We start from the raw sequence: 18352 nt of genomic DNA, 5'->3' as shown, positions 1-18352 counted from the left end.
GCGATGAGCTTCCTTTGGGGAGAACCTATAAAAAGAATGTAAAAGAACATTTAAGTTAAAAAGAGGTTGTTCCAAAGTGTCATTCTGAACGAAATAAAATGGAGTGAAGAATCTTATATGGTTATAAGTAAGATTCTTCCTTCGTCAGAATAACAAAAGTCAAATTATTTAACCTTTGGGACAGCCTCTTTTTTAATTGTTATCTAAGGATTGAACTATGGGCAATATTGTCCCGGTCCGATCCAAAGGATGCATTGTCCTTTGTAATTGTACTCACAGCAAAAGCGTCCTGCTGCTCCGCCATTGATAGATTTCTGAGCATCTCTGCTTAATAATTTAGCGTTTTTCATAGTTAATAATATTTTGTTTGTACGTTCCTGAGCATTTAAAGTCAATCAGGATTTTGACATTTGGTGTAAAAGAAGTGAATCAAAGATATTATTTTTCTTTATTGTGTGATATATTTTGTGGAGAATTTTTACAATAAAATTTTGATTATCAGATTATAAAGAATATGTGTAGTGGAAAAACAATTAAAGCCGGAAATTTCCGGCTTTATCAAAATTGTTATCAGATGACAGAACTAAGGACAGTTTTGCCCCGGCCCGATCCATAAAGTACATTTTCCGTTGTCGTCGCGTTCGCAGCATACAAGTCTGGCAGCAAGCCCGCCATGAATAGTTTTCTGAGCATCTCTGCTTAGTAGTTTTGCATTTTTCATAGTTAAAAATATTTTGATGGGTACGTCCTGAACATTTAAAGTCAATCAGGTTTTTGACATTTGGTGTTTATGGTGATTCAAATATAAAACTTTTTAAGTCAGGTTGTTATGTTTTTTGTAGACGAAAATGAGATATTGGTATCTGGATTTAAGTAATTTATGGAGCTGTTTCTAAATACATTTTTCTTCCTGCCATTTCTATATCCTGCTTTACAATTTTCCTTGTTACTGAATCAATATAATAGGTTACTGTGGTTGCTTTGTTGCTGATGTCATCATTGGTTTTTACTGTCCAAACCGGTTTTCCTTTATATTCTGTCTTTTGAGTATCCAGAATGTAAGCTTTCATTATCCCTTTTTTTTCAGATTTTGGATTGTAATCGAAAATAGAAATCTCAGCAGTGTAATTTTCTTTCAACGGAAGATATCTGATCAGCTGGGCATAGCTGCTGCTGTCAAAATAATGATCTGCAGGAATTTCAACCATATCTTTTTTCTGAGATTTCTTATCAAGATAATATCCGGTGACCTTATTTTTTTCAGACTTGAGAACCAAGTCTCTCATTGAATTGTAAGAAGAGTGGTAGACTGGGGTGAAATTGGCTGTTTTGACAAGAGTAGAATCCGTCCATTTAGCATCCGGAGCCTGTTTCATTTTTACCGTTGTTCTGATCAAAAGATCTGCTTTATTCAGTTTTTTGACTTCAGTAATAATGCTTCCTATTTCTATCTTTGTTCCCGCATTTTCAGCAAACCATACAGCTTCAGAAGTTTCATCCTGGATAAGTTTTGAGTTGATCCCGGAATTTTCAGGAGTAAGTAGCTTCTGGGAAAAAAAATTAGCACTACTTAGTATTAAAAGGAAAAGAATAGTTCTCATGATCTTTTTAATAATAAGTAGTGCTGTATTTGTAAAAGTTACAACCTTTTGATTTTTAACTCTTTCCTGCGGCTTGCATTGGGTTGACTTTTCCGGTTGAGCCTCCTCTTACAGAACCTCCTCCTTGTTTTTGTTTGAAAAGTTGGAATTTTGAAGTTTCACTTCCTGCTCCTGCATTACTCCAGAAATTATTGCTTGTATCAATATCAGCAGTTTCTCTCATTGGATCCAGCTGAATAGATTTTACTTTCTTATCAAAATAATAGGTCTTGGAAACTTTTTGTTCGTTCAGTCTCCAGATCTGTGCTGCAGATTTGTCATATACTTTTGATCCGTCTTCAAAAGTGAACTCAAGAATGATTGGCATTACCAGACCGCCTTTGTTCACAAAATCTATCTGATATCCTGTTATATTTTTGAATTTCTCTTTGTCCTTGGCATCTAAAGGAAGACCTGCTTCTGTTTTGATGGTGTATTGCTTATTATTATCAATCTTTTCCTGGCCTCTGTCATATCTGTAATAGAAATCCTGAAGATCTTTATCACCATCTACATAGAACTTGATATTCTTATCTTCTCTGTTTCTGATTTTTGAAAGGTCTTCAAAGCTATTTACCAACGGTTTTTCAACCTGATATTTTACTTCAGCAGCAGCTCTTGGATCACTCTCAAGATTAGGAACAGCAACCGTTACTTTATCAATAGCAATATCTACAGGATCTGTACCGTAGAACCAGCCTCTCCAGAACCAGTCAAGGTCTTCACCGCTGGCATCTTCCATTGTACGGAATAAATCTGCAGGTTCAGGATGCTTGAATGCCCATCTTTTGGCATATGTTTTAAATGCTTTGTCGAAAAGCTCTCTTCCCATGATTGTTTCACGAAGAATATTCAGTCCTGTAGCAGGTTTTGAATAAGCGTTCGGACCATACTGAACAATATTTTCAGAGTTACTCATGATAGGTTCCAGCTGATCTTTCGGGAGTTTCATATAATCTACGATTGTCCATGCCGGTCCTCTTTTGGATGGGAATTTATTATCCCATTTTTCTTCTGTAAGATATTCTGTAAAGGTATTCAACCCTTCATCCATCCATGCCCATTGTCTTTCATCAGAATTGATGATCATAGGGAAGAAGTTGTGGCCAACCTCGTGGATGATTACTCCGATCATTCCATTTTTTGTCCCTTCAGAATAGGTTCCGTCTTTCTCGGTTCTTCCGAAATTGAAACAAATCATCGGATATTCCATTCCGTTTGCTGCTTCTACAGACTGTGCCACAGGATATGGATAAGGAATGGTAAATTCCGAATAGGTTTTGATGGTATGGGCTACCGCTTTTGTAGAAAACTTTCTGTAAAGACCGTAAGACTCTTTTGGATAGAAACTCATAGCCATTACTTTATTGTTGTTTTCAGGAATCGTTACACGCATTCCGTCCCAGACAAACTTTCTGGAAGAAGTCCATGCAAAATCACGGACATCTTTCGCTTCGAAAACCCATGTTTTTCTTTGTTTTGAATGATTTTTCTCGGCTTTTTTAGCTTCGTCCAACGTTACAATTTCGATAGGCTCAGCTGCATTTTCTGCTTTTCTGTATCTTGATAACTGATCAGATGTCAATACCTGATCGTAATTTTTACATTCTCCTGTTCCGCCAACAATATGATCGGCAGGTACATTCATGGAAACCTTAAAGTCTCCGAAAACCAAAGCAAATTCACCTCTTCCGGTAAACTGATGATTCTGCCAACCCTGGAAGTCACTATAGACGCACATTCTTGGGTACCATTGCGCCATTGTATACAGATCATTGCCATCTTCAGGGAAGTTTTCAAAACCTCCACGGCCTCCCATTTTAATTCTGTCGGAGATATTATAGTTCCAGTCTACTTTGAAAACGAATTTCTCACCCTTTTTTAAAACTTTGGGAAGATCAATACGCATCATCGTTTTGTTGACTGTATACTTCAATGGATTACCTGAAGCATCTGTTACTTTTTCCAGACTTACGCCATAACCGTTATCTTTTACAGGAAGCTCTGTAGCTTTAAGCTGTTGATCGGTTGTTGAAGAACGAAGTACAGATGAAGTGTCATATCCTGCATTTCTGATGCTTGAGTGTTCGTTTTCATCAAGCTGCAGCCAGATATAGTCCAGCTCATCGGGCGAATTATTGTAGTAAGTCACCGTTTCTGAACCTTTCAGATTTCTTTTATCTTCATCCAGATAAGCGGTGATGTTATAATCGGCTCTGTTCTGCCAGTATCCGTGACCGGGAGCTCCTGAAGCCGTTCTGTAGATGTTGGGTGTTGGTAGAATAGTTCCTAGCTGCTCAAACTTGTTACCATGATTGCTGCCCGGGTTATTCTGAATATTTTGTGCGGTGAAACCTGTATATGCAAATACAGAAAGTGAAAGTATAACAACTTTTAGTTTCATAACCGAAATGATTTTTTAATGATCAAAGATAGTAATTACCTGTTGAATTGATGAGAATATTTAACTTTTAAAAAGGAATTCTTTCCAAAGTCATTTTTAAGGATAAAGCAAATACTCCGGAAGAAACAAAGAGTATCCAGTCTTTTTTATTCACTTTGAAAAGATTGAGTGAAAGAAACAGGATGATTAAAATTGCTGCAACAATGACAATCTGACCAAGTTCCAAACCAATATTAAACCCAAGGAGAGGTAAAGCAATACTTTGGCTTTTAGCAATCATTACTCTTGCTGTGTTGGCGAATCCCATTCCATGAACCAAACCGAAGATCAATGCAAGATAATAGTTGGCCCGCATCAAAGTCTGTTTCTGATTTTTCATGATAATATTATCCAGTGAAGTAAGAACAATGGTTAAAGGAATTAAAAACTCCACCCAGTCAGAAGGAACTCTGAAAACATCCAGAATGCTTAAAGCTAATGTAATAGAATGTCCGATTGTAAATGCAGTAACAAGAATCAGTATTTTTTTCCAGTCACTGTAAGAGTAGACAGCAATCAAAGCCAAAACAAAAAGCTGATGATCCAGGGCATCCAGAGAAATAATATGTTCCCATCCAAGGTTTAAATAAAAAAGAAAATCCTGCATTTTGATTAAAAAATTTTATATTTTGAATATATTGTTAAAATATTATTAATTTTATTATTTGATTTAATTTTTACGCTTAATCTTTATTAATATTTTATATTATTTATGTTTTAAATAAAAATTGTATAATTGTATTGCTTAAAAATGAAATATGGATATCAAAAAATTATTTTTTACAAATGTAAACATTTCACATGGAGGAGCGAAGCTTCTTAGAAATGCTACAGCAGCCTTTTTGGGATTGTACTCCTACGCTTTTTACGGACAGGTACAGAAACTGGATTCCCGGTTTGATATTTTATTGAAAAATAAAGAAAGTATTGCTAAGGGAAGAGCTGTAAAAGAACTGGAACGTCCTGATATGAAACTTGACCAGCACCTGGTAGTGACTTCAAAAGGAGCACAAACCATGTATTCATGTATTGTTTACACGAAGGAGCCTGAAAAACTAAAAGCAGACGGATTTATTGTACAAAGCCAGTTTCCCACTTTTTCCACAGCTTTAGCTTCTATTGAAGATATTGAAAGACTGACTCAGCTTCCGTATGTAACTTCTGTAATGGGACCGCAGTTTGATGAACTTCATAACGATGTGAGCCGTGCTCAGTCCGGAGCAAGTCTTTTGCAGGATGGTGTTTTCAATAACACAGCTTATAATGGAACAGGAGTTTTAGTAGGAATTTATGACACTGGAATAGACTGGAAACACCCGGATTTCAGAAAAGCTGATGATCAGACCAAAAGCAGAATTGTTTCTATTTGGGATCAGACATTAACTGCCCAAGCGGGAGAAGTTACCCCGACAGGGTTTTCTACTGGGGTGGAATATACAAAAGCACAGATTGATGATGAACTGGATGGCACACCCACTGGTTTTGTTCGTGAAAATGATACCAATGGTCATGGAACCCATGTTTCAGGTACTGCTGCTGGAAATGGCTCTGCTTTTACGGATAAAAGACATAAAGGATTCTCGTCTGATGCGGATATTGTTTTTGTAAAAGGAGGAAACGGATCTTTTCCTACAACAAATACCATTAATGCTTTGACCTACTTCAAAAATGTGGCGACAGCACTTAATAAACCTATTGTTGTCAATATGAGTATCGGAGGTCAGAGCAGTGCCCATGATGGAACTTCAAGCCATGAAGTAGCAGTTAATAATTTTACCACTTCAGCAGCGGGAAGAGTAGTTGTTATTTCAGCAGGTAATGATTACGGAGATAATCTTCACAGAAAAGTTGATATTGCCGCTAATGCTTCCCAGACTTATAATTTTACGGTAGCAAGCAATACTTCTGCAGCTACAGTATTTTCATTTATAATGTATGCCAATGATAATACTCCTGTTACGGCAAAGCTAACTACTCCCGATGGACAGCAGTATACTCAGAACATAAGTACAACTACAGCTCATAATATTTTGGGAGGTGGGCTTACAGCAACAATGTATAACTATTGGAGCAATGATAATAATAAAAGGTATGTTCAGCTGGTAATTACCAGAACTTCAGGAACCACCAATGTTCAGGGAAATTATACATTGGAAATTACCAATAACGGAACACAGCAAATCTCAACCCATGGCTGGCTGTATAGCCAGGGAGTACAAACCACGTTGCAAAACGGGGATAATGAATATATTGTAGGAAGCCCGGGGAATGCTTCTAATGCTATTACAGTAGCATCATATATGGGAAGACCAAGCTGGTATAGTACGGGAGCTTATTCTACCACAACCCCACAGGAATCTATCTCTTCATTCAGTTCACAGGGACCAAGAGTGGATGGGGTTCAAAAGCCGGATATCGCAGGTTCAGGCCAGAATGTGATTTCATCAAGATCCAGCAATTCTGCTCCGGCAGCAACAGATATTATTTCAGGCACCAATTATTACGTGAAAAACCAGGGAACAAGTATGTCTTCACCGGGAGTAGCTGGAGCAGTAGGGTTATTACTGCAGGCTAATCCTTCATTGACGGCAGCACAGGTGAAAGCCCGCCTTACAGCTAATGCAAGAATGGATGGTGCCACTGGTGTCGTTCCGAATATGAGATGGGGATATGGTAAATTGGATATCTATAAAGCTGTTACTGATGAAATAGGATGTGTAAAATCCAATTTTGAAACAGTAAGTTACGATGAGCCATACATTGTAGCCAATACAGAATTTAATTATTATTTTGATAATATGGCTCTTGCGGTAAGATATACGCCTACATTAACAGGGAAACTGGGAGGGTTCTCTTTTGTATCAGGGTCTTCAATTCCTTCAGATATCCCGGTGGATATTCAGATCAGAAAGGTGGATGCCAACGGAAATCCCGGAGATATTATTGCTACTAAAACCATTACTTCATGGCTTAATAATATTCAGAGATATACCTGGAATTATATCAATCTTTCAGATTTGAATGTACAGATGGTAACCGGAAAAGAATTTTATATTGTTGTTAATGGATTAGGGGGAAGAATTGCCATGAAAGCAGAGAATGCTGTACTGAATAGCAGATCTAAAACTTCTACTGATGGTACTACATGGACTTCCAGAACATTTGATCTTAAAATGAGAGCGGTAATCTATGAAAACGTTGCTGAAGTAAAGAATTTAGCAACTTCCAACCAAACAAAAGCGAATACGGTAACAAATGGTTATAACTATTTTACAAATGCGTGCCAGCTTATCTCAAGAATAGAAAAAGAAATGGGCAGTACTGTAACAGGAAATGTTACCTCAAAGGTATGGGTAGATAATGCACAGCCAAATTATGTTGCAAGAAGATATGAAATCAATTCAGATGCAAATACTACTACAGCTACCGGAAAAGTAACTTTATATTTCAAGCAGAGTGATTTCGATGCTTATAATCTGACCAATGGAGTGAAATTACCTACTTCACCTAACGATGTAGCCAATAAAGCGAATCTTCTTATTGAAAAATATACAGGAACAAGCACTACGGGTACAGTTGCTTCTTTTGGAGGAGCTGCCACGGTTATTACACCAGATGTTGCAGATATTATCTGGAATGGCACCTACCAATATTGGGAAGTCAGTTTCCAGACAACAGGTTTTGGGGGGTATTTTGTTAAAACAGGAACAACACTAGGAACAGCTGATGTAAAGATGAATTCAGAAGTGAATATCACTCCGAATCCTGCCAAAGATTTTGTTAACGTAGTATTGGGAAGACATTCTAAAGGAACGGTAACCATTTATGATGTTTCAGGAAAATTGATTAAAACAGTAAATGTGAATACTAATTCAGGTAAAATTGATATTTCCGAACTGATAAAAGGAACGTATCTGTTCACCATAATGCTCGAGGATAATACAAAAATTACAAAAAAAGTAATTAAGCAATAAATCTTCATCGATCAAATTCAATGAAAAGCAGCAGTTTCTATAACTGCTGCTTTTTTTATATTTGCTGTAAAATAAGATTCATGTCAGGTAAGTTTTTTTGGAGTTTTCTTTTATTATTAACAATAACTTTTCAGAGTTTTACAAAGAGTGAAGCTTTTCACCCATATCACGTAGGCTCTGTAGAAATTAATTATAATTCAAAATCCAGAAGATTTGAAGTGACAGGTAGATTTTTCCTGGATGATATGGAAAATGGTTTAGGAAAAAAATATGGAGGCGCTTTTCATTTTAATGATGAAAAATACAAAGCAAAATTGAACGATGCTCTGCAAAAATATTGTGCAGAATATTTTAAACTAAAAGCTGATAACAAATTTTTGAAGATAAACTATATCGGTTATGAAGAAGACCAGGAATCTGTAAATATTTTTATGGAATCAGAACCTGTAGCAGCCCCGAAAAAAGTGGAAACAGCCGTAAGTTTTCTGTATAATCTTTTTGATGATCAGATCAACATTGTCCATATTATTGTAAACGGACAAAGAAATAGTGAAAAACTTACCTATCCTAACCGCTATATGTTTAAAACCTTTTAATCATTTATATTTTATAATAAAACTTATGAAGCAGTAACTAAAGTTGCTGCTTTTTTTACGTAAAATAAAGTTGAAATAAGTCACTATATAACGACTAATATTTTTTGACTGATGATTTGATAAAATGTTAAATTTTAATTATTAACATATTTTTTAATTATATTTTCAATTATTTTGTTATTTTCATGAAATATTTATTCTTATTGTTTAAATTTTGATATTTTATTTAATATATTGATGTGTTTATTTTAATATTATTTTAATAATTTATTTATATTTTTTTTGAATTATAACAATTAAATCAATTATATTATGAAGTGAAATAAATTTATTATCTAGTGCTTTTTACCAACAACAATTTTATATAGTCAGAATTAATCTGATTATACTCACCACAACTTTGCTATGATTTCATATTTTTTTTATAAGATGAAACCTTTAAAATAGTACACGTTCTTCCAAAGAAAATGAATAAGTAGCCCAATTATTAAATAACTTAATATGAAAAGAAAGAACATTACACTGACACTACTTACAATCAGTAGTTTTGCTTTTGCTTAGGTAGGGATTAATATAGCTAATCCAACTGCAACGTTGGATATTACTGCAAAAAACCCAACGGGAACTTCTAATGCTGTAGACGGCCTTTTAGTAGCACGAGTAGACAGATTGAGAGCCCAAAGCATGACAGCAATTCCAACTTCTACAATGATCTATGTGAATAGTGTGGGAAATGGCTCACAAGGAGGAAATGCTGTAAATATTGATACTGTAGGGTATTATTATTATAATGGATCAGTATGGGTTAAGCTTCATAATCCAGGTAATGCCATTGATACTAATATTTATAATACCAATGGAACACTAACCGGAAACAGAACGGTAGCTCAGGGAAGCAATACATTGGCCTTTACTGCAAATGCCACAAATGCTTTTTCTGTTAATGGGAACAACTTTTCAGTAGATGCTCTTAACAGAAGAGTGGGAATAGGAACAGCAGCACCCACCAGTTTTTTATCCGTCTTAAATCCTATAGCAGGAAATGTTACAGATATTCTGTCCGCTGGAATTGATAACTGTGGAGCTCCATGTGGTCAGGCGACTCCAAGAAATATTACCTTATACAATAATAATGTCACTAATACCTTATTTGGAGGAATTGAATTTATTCCCTCCACAAGTTCTTCTGGTATTACGGGAGCATCTATTATAGGAACAGACAGAGATGCTACAAATAATTATGCAGGATTACAGGTTTTCACCAGAAATGCTACAGATTATGCTGCAAGAATGACGATAAAATCTTCAGGAAATGTGGGGATTGGAACAGTTGTTCCCGCTACAAAATTAGATGTTCAGTCTGCAGGAACCCCTGCCGTTCCGGTAGCAGCTATAAAAATTGTAGATGGAAATCAATCGAACGGATATGTCCTTACTTCTGATGCTGCAGGAGTAGGAACCTGGAAAGCAATTCCTGCAACAAGTTCTGTAAATATTTATAATTCAGATGGAACTTTAACCGGAAACCGTGCTGTAACACAAGGAAGTAATACGCTTGCTTTTACGGGAACAGCTGTAAATGCTTTTTCTGTAGATGGTACTACTTTATCAGTAGATGCTGCGAATGATAGAGTAGGATTAGGAACTGCAGCACCTACCAACAGACTACATGTTAATGGAACAGATCCTTTACGTTTACAGGGAACTACGGCCGGAAATACAACGACAGACCCACTGATGGTATTGGATGCTAACGGTGTTGTGAAAACCATTGGAACACTTGGAGCATTATCCATTCCAAACCCGGCGCTTTTCAGACTGGATACAGCGCAGAGTGATTTTCTTAATGGTGTAGCTGCAGGAAGCTCATCAACTGTTCCTATGACTGTTGTAAAAAATTCAATCTCCGGAATGAGTTATAATGCAGGAACCAGTACCATTACATTTCCTGCGGGAACTTATCAGATTACTTTTGTATATGAGGCACTTCATAACAATGATAACGGAACTACAGTAGAAGCTGACAAATGTAGAAACAGCTCGTATATTGTGGATTTTCCTACCGGAGCAGCCGGAACTCAGAGAATCCATAGTACAGCCTATCATAATTCAGGTATTTTATCCAACCATGGTGGGACTATTACTTATGCCACTACCGTTCCTGCGGGAAGAACCTGGCCTATTCGACTGGGAAGAGGGCAATCTGGAAACTGTTCAGGTACCGGGATGACTCTGGCGGCAACTTCAACTCAGCTTTTAGTATTCAGAATTGGAGATTAATATTATTAAAAAAACTTTAATAGAAAAGTGTTCCCAAAAGCTTTTCTACAAAGTATTCAGGCATAAAAAATTCTAATAACACAAATTTATAGAACACTTATCTTTTATTATAAGGTAAGTGTTTTTATTTTAAACTAATTATCCAGTTGTAAAAGAGCATTAATTCCCTTTACATGGGTTAAAAGATCAGGAAAAAAATCATCGTAACACTGCTGAAGATGGTCTTTGTTTTTCAAAAAAGCTTCAAAAACAGGAATATCCTTATCAAGGTACTTCGCTTTATTCAAAACATTCTGAATGCTGAATTTAATTCCCCAGTCTTCACGGTAATTATAAAGCCAGTCATCATGCTCCATTTTCACAAGCATCTTTTTGAAATTTTCAGGAAGCCATTGTTCATAGGCATTTAAAACACGATAAACTTTAAGGGAATGGGCTTTCCATTCCGGAAGAGAATTCAGAGAAAGATCCTTGGCTACAAAATGATCCATAGAGACATCTACAAACGCACCTGCATACAGCCTTACCAAAGGAGCGAATACCTTTTTGGCTTCATGAATGGCAGGATGAGAATCGGTGTAAGTATCAATAGCTCTGTGCAGAGTAATTCCGTCCTGAATATCTTTCGGGAAAGTAAAACGATCTCTGTTACGGATAAAGTCCTCGAGAAACTGCCCCACGATCTGACCGTCGGTAAAAGAAAGAAAAGAATGCGCCAGATAATTCATAAATTAAAGGTATGAATTAAATGTGAATGTTTGATAAGAGAGTGAATAATGAATAGTGAATAGTCAATCCGCTTTGCTTGTGAATTTTTATCCGCATTCTGATTGATGATTGACTTGTTCAGCAAATTGCCCATTCACAATGCTATCAATTGTCAATCCGCTTTGCTTATGAATTTTTATCCACGCCCAATTGACAATTGACTTGCGAAGCAAAATTGACCATTCATAATTTTACCATTAGTGAATCCACTTCGCTTGTGAATTTTTATCCACATTCTGATTGACTATTGACTTGTGCAGCAAAATTGACGATTCACATTAAAAAAGTCTCTCATGAAAATCTTCAATCTTACTCACTTCTTCAATCTTGATTCCAAATTTTCTTTTCGGGATTTTATTAAGATTGGAAACAAATATTTTCTCATAACCTAATTTTTCAGCCTCAGTAATTCGCTGTTCAATCTGGGCTACCGGACGAATTTCACCACTTAATCCGATTTCTCCGGCAAAGCAGTAATGTTCAGAAATCGCAATATCTTCATTAGAGGAAAGAACAGAAGCAATGACCGCTAAATCCAGTGCCGGATCGTCTGTTTTTATTCCTCCGGTAATATTCAGGAAAACGTCTTTTGCTCCCAATTGGAAACCTGCTCTTTTTTCCAGTACAGCCAAAAGCATATTCAGTCTTTTGGAGTCAAAACCGGTACAGCTTCTTTGAGGAGTTCCATAAACAGCTGTACTCACCAATGCCTGAATCTCCAGAAGCATAGGTCGGTTTCCTTCCAGAGTTACGGCAACGGAGTTTCCGGAAAGTTCTTCAAATTTTTTGGTGATCAGAATTTCAGAAGGGTTTTTAATCTCTTTCAATCCCTGAGAAATCATTTCATAGATTCCAATTTCTGAAGTAGAACCAAAACGATTTTTATTAGCCCTTAATAATCTGAAAAGGTGATTTCGGTCTCCATCAAAATTCAGAACAACATCCACCATATGCTCCAGAACTTTTGGTCCGGCAATTTGTCCGTCTTTGGTAATGTGTCCTACAAGGAAGACAGGAGTGTTATTTTCTTTGGCATATTTGATAATTTCATTAGAACATTCTCTGATTTGAGAAACAGTTCCCGGAGAACTTTCTATCAGTTGAGACTGCAGGGTCTGAATAGAATCAATGATCACGAAATCAGGTTCCAGTTTTTTTGCCTCATGAAGAATTTTTTCCAATGAAGTTTCAGTGAAAAGAAAACAGTTCGGATTTTGAATGTCTGTAAGTCTGTCCGCTCTCATTTTAATCTGAGAAGCACTTTCTTCCCCAGAAACATAGAAAACTTTTTTCTTCATTTTCAAAGCAAGCTGAAGCAAAAGGGTAGATTTTCCGATTCCCGGTTCGCCGCCAATCAAAGTTACAGAACCCAAAACAATTCCTCCTCCCAAAACACGGTTAAGTTCTTCAGAAGGTGTTTTTATTCTCGGCTCTTCGCTGGTTTCCACTTCAACAATATTGATGACATGTTGTTTGGTTTTTGAAAAAGGAGGAGTTTTATGAGACGGTTTCTCTACAACCTCTTCTACTAAAGTGTTCCATTCTCCACAGTTTTTACATTGTCCCAGCCATTGAGGATACTGGGTTCCGCAGTTTTGACAGAAATATGCTGTTTTCAGTTTTGCCATACTGCGAAGTTATAAAAAAGCATTTTTCTTTCAGAATCTAAATGAATTTAATATTAAAAACTAATCCATGTACGGTAGAAATATCTTTCATATCTTAGCTTCATTCAATTAAAATATATTAATGTAAAATATCATTACAATGAAAAAAGTATTTTTATCTTTCGTATTTACGCTTTTAAGTATTGTTGCTTTTGGACAGGGAACCTGGCAGGTAGACCAGATGCATTCATCGGTTAACTTTAATATCAAGCACATGGGGATTAGTTTTGTACAGGGAAGGTTTGATAAATTTGACGGAAAAGCAGCTACCAGTGGTGCTAATCTGGATAATGCAGATTTAAACTTTTCTATCAGTGTTCCTACTATTAATACCGGAGTAGACATGAGAGACAGACATCTTATCAGTGAAGAGTTTTTCGATGTTGCCAAATATCCTACTATTGAATTTAAGAGCTCTTCCGTTACAAAAGATAAAAACAACAACTATATTGTAAAAGGAAAACTAACCATGAAAGGAGTAGAGAAAGAAATCAGTGCTCCGGTTACATTGGGTGGGATTACAAAGAATAAAGACGGAAAAGAGATCATGGGAATTCAGACAAAATTTACAGTAAACCGTCTGGATTATGGAATCAAATATGATCCGTCAGGGGCTGGTATCGCGAAAGATGTTGAAGTAACAGCTTACTTTGAGCTTGTAAAACAATAATATTTCAAAATATAAAATATAAAAAGGTTTTCCACTTCAATGGAAAACCTTTTTTATGTGAAAACTATTTACACCTTACAAATCACAAAAGCTCACAAAAACTTTCAGTTGAATAGGCTTAAAAGAATTCCGTAGAAAAGTTCACAGAAGATGAAAATCAAAGATTTTCAAAAAGCTTAGGTGTGCTTATTATGCCTAACGGTTGTCTCTAAAAAAACTTAAGTGTTTAAATCTTTTGTGGCTGTTGTGGTTAAAAATAATCAATGTCAAAGTTTGATCCAATTTAGGAATAAAACAGATAAAAAATCTGCTTTATCAGCAAAACCTGCGAGAGCACTAAAATATTTTTAATTCGAAACATTCACCTTTCCTGAAGAAACTGTAAAAATTCCAAAATCATCAATCAGCATATTTTCTTTCCGAATAGTATTAAAAGCCATAACTCTGTCCAGCTCCTTTTGGGAACGCCTTCTCATGATCCAGTCTTTATGCTGGTGATTATTCAGAACATAGGCAATCATTTTTAATTGAGGATGCCATGGCTGCCCTGTATAAACAATGTAAGCGTTCTTTTCTGAAACAGAATTTATCCCCTGAATGGCTTTACTCGCCATTTCATTATCCCCGAAAAGCTCCAGAATTCCTGAAACAATGGTAATATTAGGTTCGAAATTCAGTTTTTGATAGGTTTGTGAATCAAAACAGTCAAGGTTTGTAAAGCGGATGTTCTGATAATTCTTTTCTTTAATGACCTTTTCTCCTATTTCAATATTAGACTTTACAAATTCGTTGATCACGATTTCAGCATCAGGATACTTTTCTTTGATATCAAATAAATAATTTCCTGTTCCGCCCGCAATATCGAGTATTTTAACAGATCTGCCCTGTTGTTTAAGAGCCTGTATATTTTTTTCTAAAAGTTGTAATAAATGTTGTTTTCTGATGCGGATTCCCTTCCAGCCAATAGCGTTGAGGTAATTCTTATCCATCATTTTTCCAAAACCCAATTTCCCTTTCGGCTGATTCTGGTAAACATAATCCAGTGAAGCCCCGGAATCGAAGCCGTATTTCAGTCCAATGGCCATTCCGTTGCTTATTTTCCCAATCTTTGACAGAGATAATTTCTGTATTTTAAAATTCAGGTTATTTCCCACATTATTTTGCAGATCTTCATATTCTTTTACAGAAAATTGGTCAGGAGAAAGAGAGGCTTGTTTTATAGGCCTGTTGAAGCATTTTTCCGCAAAATCTACAATTTTATCATAGACTTTTTCCTTTCCGGTATCGAATAAAATACCATGGAAAAAATCAGGAAGAACTTCATAATGTTTCAAATCTGTATCCAGCTTTTCATGGAATGCTTTCTGTTCCTTATTGAAAACCACATGATCTTTTTCTGCAGCGAGAATTAAAGTTGGGGTATCTAAAGCTTCAGCATCTTCTACCAGACGTTTTCCGGCTTTTGCCAGATCAATGAGCAGTTCAGCATCAATAGATCTTGAGATCAGTGGATCTGTATCATATGCTTTTTGCTGTTCAGGGTCATGAGTAAGCATTTTGGATTTCACATAGCTTTTAATAATGAGCCCTTTCTTAAGTTTTGTTCCTAATGTAATCATCTCATTAGCAAGAGGAACGATGAGGTTGATTTTAAAAGCAGGAGCCAGAAGTGCCATCCCTGCGATAGAAGGCGCAAAATCATGAGCCCAGGCAGAAGCAACCACACCGCCAATACTGTTGGCAACCACAAACATGTCTGAAGTTTTCACATCATACTGAGTGCTAACAAATTTTGAGAAAGCATCAAGATCTCTTACATAATCCATAAAAACAGATGAGGTTTGAGTTTTTGTATGACCGTGTCCTCTAAGGTCAAATGCAAAGATGTTATATTTTGAAAACTGGGGAGATTGTGCAATATCATTCAATCTTTCCGAATGCTCATGCCCGCGGTGGATCATGATGATACTTTTCTGATGAGGCTGGTAGTTCCATTCACGATAAAAAATTTCACTGTTGTCAAAACTTTTAAAATGTCCACTGTTCATAGATTAAATTTTTTTCAGAAAATCCTCCAGATAAGTAGGTATGACAGCATGCTTATTGTGGGTTTTCATAATGGTTATTGCTTCTGTAAGAGGTAAAGATAAAATATTTTTGATTACTAAAATCCCTATAACTGAACTTCTGGTGAATCCCATAGTGCAGTGGATCAGAATCTTTCCATCTGAAGGCAGATGTCTGTAATGTACTGTAATTTCAGAAACCAGTTTTTTTGTTTCCTTTGTATCAAATGTTCCAATGTCCAAAAAGGGAAAAGAATGATAAGTCGTTTTATCCTTAATGAGAGAGAGTTCTTCCATCTCCGCTGATACATCATAAGCAAGTGTTGTTTTATCGGGTTTAAAATCTTTCAGACTTTTATGATCTGGTCTGGATGAAATATATAATCTGGGAACAACTTCTACAGGAGTTTTGTTTTTCCGGAAAAACTGCCAAAATATCCGATACAATAACAGATAAGGGAAATAGAAAATCTTTTTAAACCATGGAATGTTTCCTGCTTTGTTTTTTAAAAAAGAAATATCATTTTTCTGATAATGATACCCGATCAAAAGAATCATAAAACCAGGCCAAAGCATAATCAGTCCTGCTTTCCCCAAGAATTGATTAATAAGAATTGCCATTAAAATAATAATCCATCCCGATAAAAAATAAATATTGGCTACATGAAAATTTCTGTACAGAAAATCATTTTTTCTATACGGAAATATCACAAAACAAAGATGGGCAAGAATACTTCCGGTGATGATATCAATGAAATGATGTTGATAAGTTGTTAAAGTAGAAATGCCCAATAGAATAAGCCAAAGCATTAAGAATGTTCTTCCACTTTTTACATTTCTGAAAACTGACCAGAAAATAAATGCATAGGCAATATGTAGCGACGGAGCTTGGTTAAAAGGAGAATCAAACACTTTTAAAAACTGAAAAGAATATCCCAAAACAGAACTGTCGACCTCAGGTTTGGACAGAGAGAATTTTAAAGGGAATAATAAAAAGCAAATTCCGGAAACAATGGTAATAAAGAGCATCCGCTGTGTCAAAACTTTAAGCTGCTCCTTATTCTGACAGAAGAAAAATACCAGACAGAAAAAAATTCCGCTTGTCATATAAGAAATAATACTCCATGAAATAAATGGAATATAATTTTCAAAATCAAAAACAAAAGACGGAACTTCAGGTAGCTTTGAAACATACCATGCAGCGAAATTATAGACCATCATAAATACAATGGCACAAAGCGTCAGGGCGTACAGCTTTTGTTGTATGGTCAGTCGTTTTTCATCCATTGGGCTTTTCTGAACATGATGATATTTAACAATGAAGAAGGAAGCAGAGATAAAGATTTCATCATCCATTTCATTTTTACAGGAAAAATAATGAGCTTCCTCTGTTTTTCAATCGCTTCCGAGATGACGGAGACTGCTGTTTCTACATCGGTAAGAAATGGTTTTTTGCTTAGATCATTCTGATTGAGTTGTCTTAATTTCTCAGTATCAATATATCCCGGCGCAATGGTAGTAACGGAAATTCCAAAAGGTTTCAATGCTCTTCGGTAAGCATCCGCAATCTGAATTACTGAACGTTTGGTTTTTGTATACAAACTGGAGTTTTGATATTCCAATATACCGGAAACAGATGCAATTACAGCAATACTTCCTTTTTTCTGGTTCTTCATTACCTTTCTGGCCACCTCGAAACAGTTTACCGTTCCCAGAATATTGGTTTGAAGCATTTCTTCAGCTTCTTCATATGAAATTCTTCCTGCTACATCTTCTGCGTAGCTACCGGCACAGTTAATGAAAATATCAAGTGTACTTTTATCCACAAGAAAAGACTGTAATGTGGATAATATAGCGTTTGAATCACAAACATCTGTCTGGAAAGCTTTTAAATCTTTAAAATTATTCTCTGGTATTTTAGTAAGATCTCTTCCGCAGATTCCTACACAATATCCTTTAGAAAGATAATGTCTGGCCAGTGCATAGCCAATACCTGAAGTTCCGCCTGCGATAAAAACGTTCATAAGTGTTTGGTGGTTTTCATTTTTTGTAAAAATAGATTTTAAAAGTGAAAATAAGGTGAATGTTTTTAACGATTGAAACATTAAGATTTTTTTTAGATGTTTAGAATATGAAGATGAGCTTTGCTTTAAGCTTAAAAATCAGGATGATTCATCTTAACTATACTTTATTTCTTAAACTTTCTTAATGGTTTTAATATTATTTATAAAACTAAGATATTCAATAG

At 35.8% G+C, this 18352-nt stretch carries 14 protein-coding genes; 4 read left to right on the top strand and 10 right to left on the bottom strand.

What is annotated here, in order from left to right:
- Positions 1-215 precede the first annotated feature (215 nt).
- The 5 genes from NK356_RS24180 to NK356_RS17850 form a co-directional block, all read right to left on the bottom strand.
- Positions 216-350 carry a hypothetical protein gene (locus NK356_RS24180; RefSeq protein WP_262484685.1) on the bottom strand — a complete coding sequence of 45 codons (135 nt, stop codon included), beginning with the start codon at positions 348-350 and terminating at the stop codon, positions 216-218.
- A 233-nt stretch (positions 351-583) separates the two neighbouring features.
- On the bottom strand, positions 584-721 hold the full coding sequence (locus NK356_RS17865) for a hypothetical protein (protein ID WP_185103689.1): 138 nt from the start codon (positions 719-721) through the stop codon (positions 584-586).
- A gap of 157 nt (positions 722-878) precedes the next feature.
- Positions 879-1601 carry a hypothetical protein gene (locus tag NK356_RS17860; RefSeq protein ID WP_253317630.1) on the bottom strand — a complete coding sequence of 241 codons (723 nt, stop codon included), beginning with the start codon at positions 1599-1601 and terminating at the stop codon, positions 879-881.
- Positions 1602-1656: 55 nt separating this feature from the next.
- On the bottom strand, positions 1657-4044 hold the full coding sequence (locus NK356_RS17855; protein WP_034696130.1) for a M1 family metallopeptidase: 2388 nt from the start codon (positions 4042-4044) through the stop codon (positions 1657-1659).
- Positions 4045-4111: 67 nt separating this feature from the next.
- Positions 4112-4690, bottom strand: a complete 579-nt coding sequence (locus NK356_RS17850; protein ID WP_034696129.1) for a HupE/UreJ family protein — start codon at positions 4688-4690, stop codon at positions 4112-4114.
- Positions 4691-4841: 151 nt separating this feature from the next.
- Between NK356_RS17850 and NK356_RS17845 the strand changes: the two genes are divergently transcribed.
- The 3 genes from NK356_RS17845 to NK356_RS17835 all read left to right on the top strand — a co-directional run bounded on the left by NK356_RS17845 (position 4842) and on the right by NK356_RS17835 (position 10933).
- The gene (locus NK356_RS17845) at positions 4842-8057 is read left to right on the top strand and encodes a S8/S53 family peptidase (RefSeq protein ID WP_253317629.1); all 3216 of its coding nucleotides are present in this window, start codon (positions 4842-4844) and stop codon (positions 8055-8057) included.
- An 80-nt stretch (positions 8058-8137) separates the two neighbouring features.
- On the top strand, positions 8138-8653 hold the full coding sequence (locus NK356_RS17840) for a DUF6702 family protein (protein ID WP_253317628.1): 516 nt from the start codon (positions 8138-8140) through the stop codon (positions 8651-8653).
- Between the two features lie 594 nt (positions 8654-9247).
- Positions 9248-10933, top strand: coding sequence for a hypothetical protein (locus NK356_RS17835; protein WP_253317627.1), 1686 nt, complete (start codon positions 9248-9250; stop codon positions 10931-10933).
- A 134-nt stretch (positions 10934-11067) separates the two neighbouring features.
- On the opposite strand, the gene NK356_RS17830 is transcribed toward NK356_RS17835, so the two are convergent.
- Both NK356_RS17830 and radA read right to left on the bottom strand, forming a co-directional pair.
- Positions 11068-11661: an ACP phosphodiesterase gene (locus tag NK356_RS17830; protein ID WP_034696126.1), complete on the bottom strand. Its 594-nt coding sequence runs from the start codon at positions 11659-11661 to the stop codon at positions 11068-11070.
- Positions 11662-11979: 318 nt separating this feature from the next.
- Positions 11980-13329, bottom strand: coding sequence for a DNA repair protein RadA (radA, locus tag NK356_RS17825; protein WP_034696125.1), 1350 nt, complete (start codon positions 13327-13329; stop codon positions 11980-11982).
- A 139-nt stretch (positions 13330-13468) separates the two neighbouring features.
- On the opposite strand from radA, the gene NK356_RS17820 reads away from it, so the two are divergent.
- Positions 13469-14038: a YceI family protein gene (locus NK356_RS17820; RefSeq protein ID WP_253317626.1), complete on the top strand. Its 570-nt coding sequence runs from the start codon at positions 13469-13471 to the stop codon at positions 14036-14038.
- Positions 14039-14385: 347 nt separating this feature from the next.
- On the opposite strand, the gene NK356_RS17815 is transcribed toward NK356_RS17820, so the two are convergent.
- The 3 genes from NK356_RS17815 to NK356_RS17805 are packed head-to-tail and all read right to left on the bottom strand — an operon-like array spanning position 14386 to position 18128.
- The gene (locus tag NK356_RS17815; RefSeq protein ID WP_034696124.1) at positions 14386-16086 is read right to left on the bottom strand and encodes a bifunctional alpha/beta hydrolase/class I SAM-dependent methyltransferase; all 1701 of its coding nucleotides are present in this window, start codon (positions 16084-16086) and stop codon (positions 14386-14388) included.
- Between the two features lie 3 nt (positions 16087-16089).
- Positions 16090-17460 carry a phosphatase PAP2 family protein gene (locus NK356_RS17810; RefSeq protein ID WP_253317625.1) on the bottom strand — a complete coding sequence of 457 codons (1371 nt, stop codon included), beginning with the start codon at positions 17458-17460 and terminating at the stop codon, positions 16090-16092.
- Entirely contained in the window at positions 17373-18128 is a 756-nt protein-coding gene (locus tag NK356_RS17805; RefSeq protein ID WP_253317624.1) for an SDR family oxidoreductase, read from the bottom strand. Before NK356_RS17805 ends, NK356_RS17810 begins: the two co-directional genes overlap by 88 nt.
- Positions 18129-18352 lie beyond the last annotated feature (224 nt).

The sequence above is a fragment of the Chryseobacterium sp. S0630 genome, from assembly GCF_024158915.1.
In the GTDB taxonomy this organism is placed as follows: Bacteria; Bacteroidota; Bacteroidia; order Flavobacteriales; family Weeksellaceae; genus Chryseobacterium.
This window is presented reverse-complemented; position numbering and strand designations above follow the sequence as displayed.

Bases quoted from the DNA above. Each gene is read 5' to 3' on its own strand.
- NK356_RS24180 (WP_262484685.1), bottom strand. From the start codon at position 350: ATGAAAAACGCTAAATTATTAAGCAGAGATGCTCAGAAATCTATCAAT.
- NK356_RS17865 (WP_185103689.1), bottom strand. From the start codon at position 721: ATGAAAAATGCAAAACTACTAAGCAGAGATGCTCAGAAAACTATTCAT.
- NK356_RS17860 (WP_253317630.1), bottom strand. From the start codon at position 1,601: ATGAGAACTATTCTTTTCCTTTTAATACTAAGTAGTGCTAATTTTTTT.
- NK356_RS17855 (WP_034696130.1), bottom strand. From the start codon at position 4,044: ATGAAACTAAAAGTTGTTATACTTTCACTTTCTGTATTTGCATATACA.
- NK356_RS17850 (WP_034696129.1), bottom strand. From the start codon at position 4,690: ATGCAGGATTTTCTTTTTTATTTAAACCTTGGATGGGAACATATTATT.
- NK356_RS17845 (WP_253317629.1), top strand. From the start codon at position 4,842: ATGGATATCAAAAAATTATTTTTTACAAATGTAAACATTTCACATGGA.
- NK356_RS17840 (WP_253317628.1), top strand. From the start codon at position 8,138: ATGTCAGGTAAGTTTTTTTGGAGTTTTCTTTTATTATTAACAATAACT.
- NK356_RS17830 (WP_034696126.1), bottom strand. From the start codon at position 11,661: ATGAATTATCTGGCGCATTCTTTTCTTTCTTTTACCGACGGTCAGATC.
- radA (WP_034696125.1), bottom strand. From the start codon at position 13,329: ATGGCAAAACTGAAAACAGCATATTTCTGTCAAAACTGCGGAACCCAG.
- NK356_RS17820 (WP_253317626.1), top strand. From the start codon at position 13,469: ATGAAAAAAGTATTTTTATCTTTCGTATTTACGCTTTTAAGTATTGTT.
- NK356_RS17815 (WP_034696124.1), bottom strand. From the start codon at position 16,086: ATGAACAGTGGACATTTTAAAAGTTTTGACAACAGTGAAATTTTTTAT.
- NK356_RS17810 (WP_253317625.1), bottom strand. From the start codon at position 17,460: ATGGATGATGAAATCTTTATCTCTGCTTCCTTCTTCATTGTTAAATAT.
- NK356_RS17805 (WP_253317624.1), bottom strand. From the start codon at position 18,128: ATGAACGTTTTTATCGCAGGCGGAACTTCAGGTATTGGCTATGCACTG.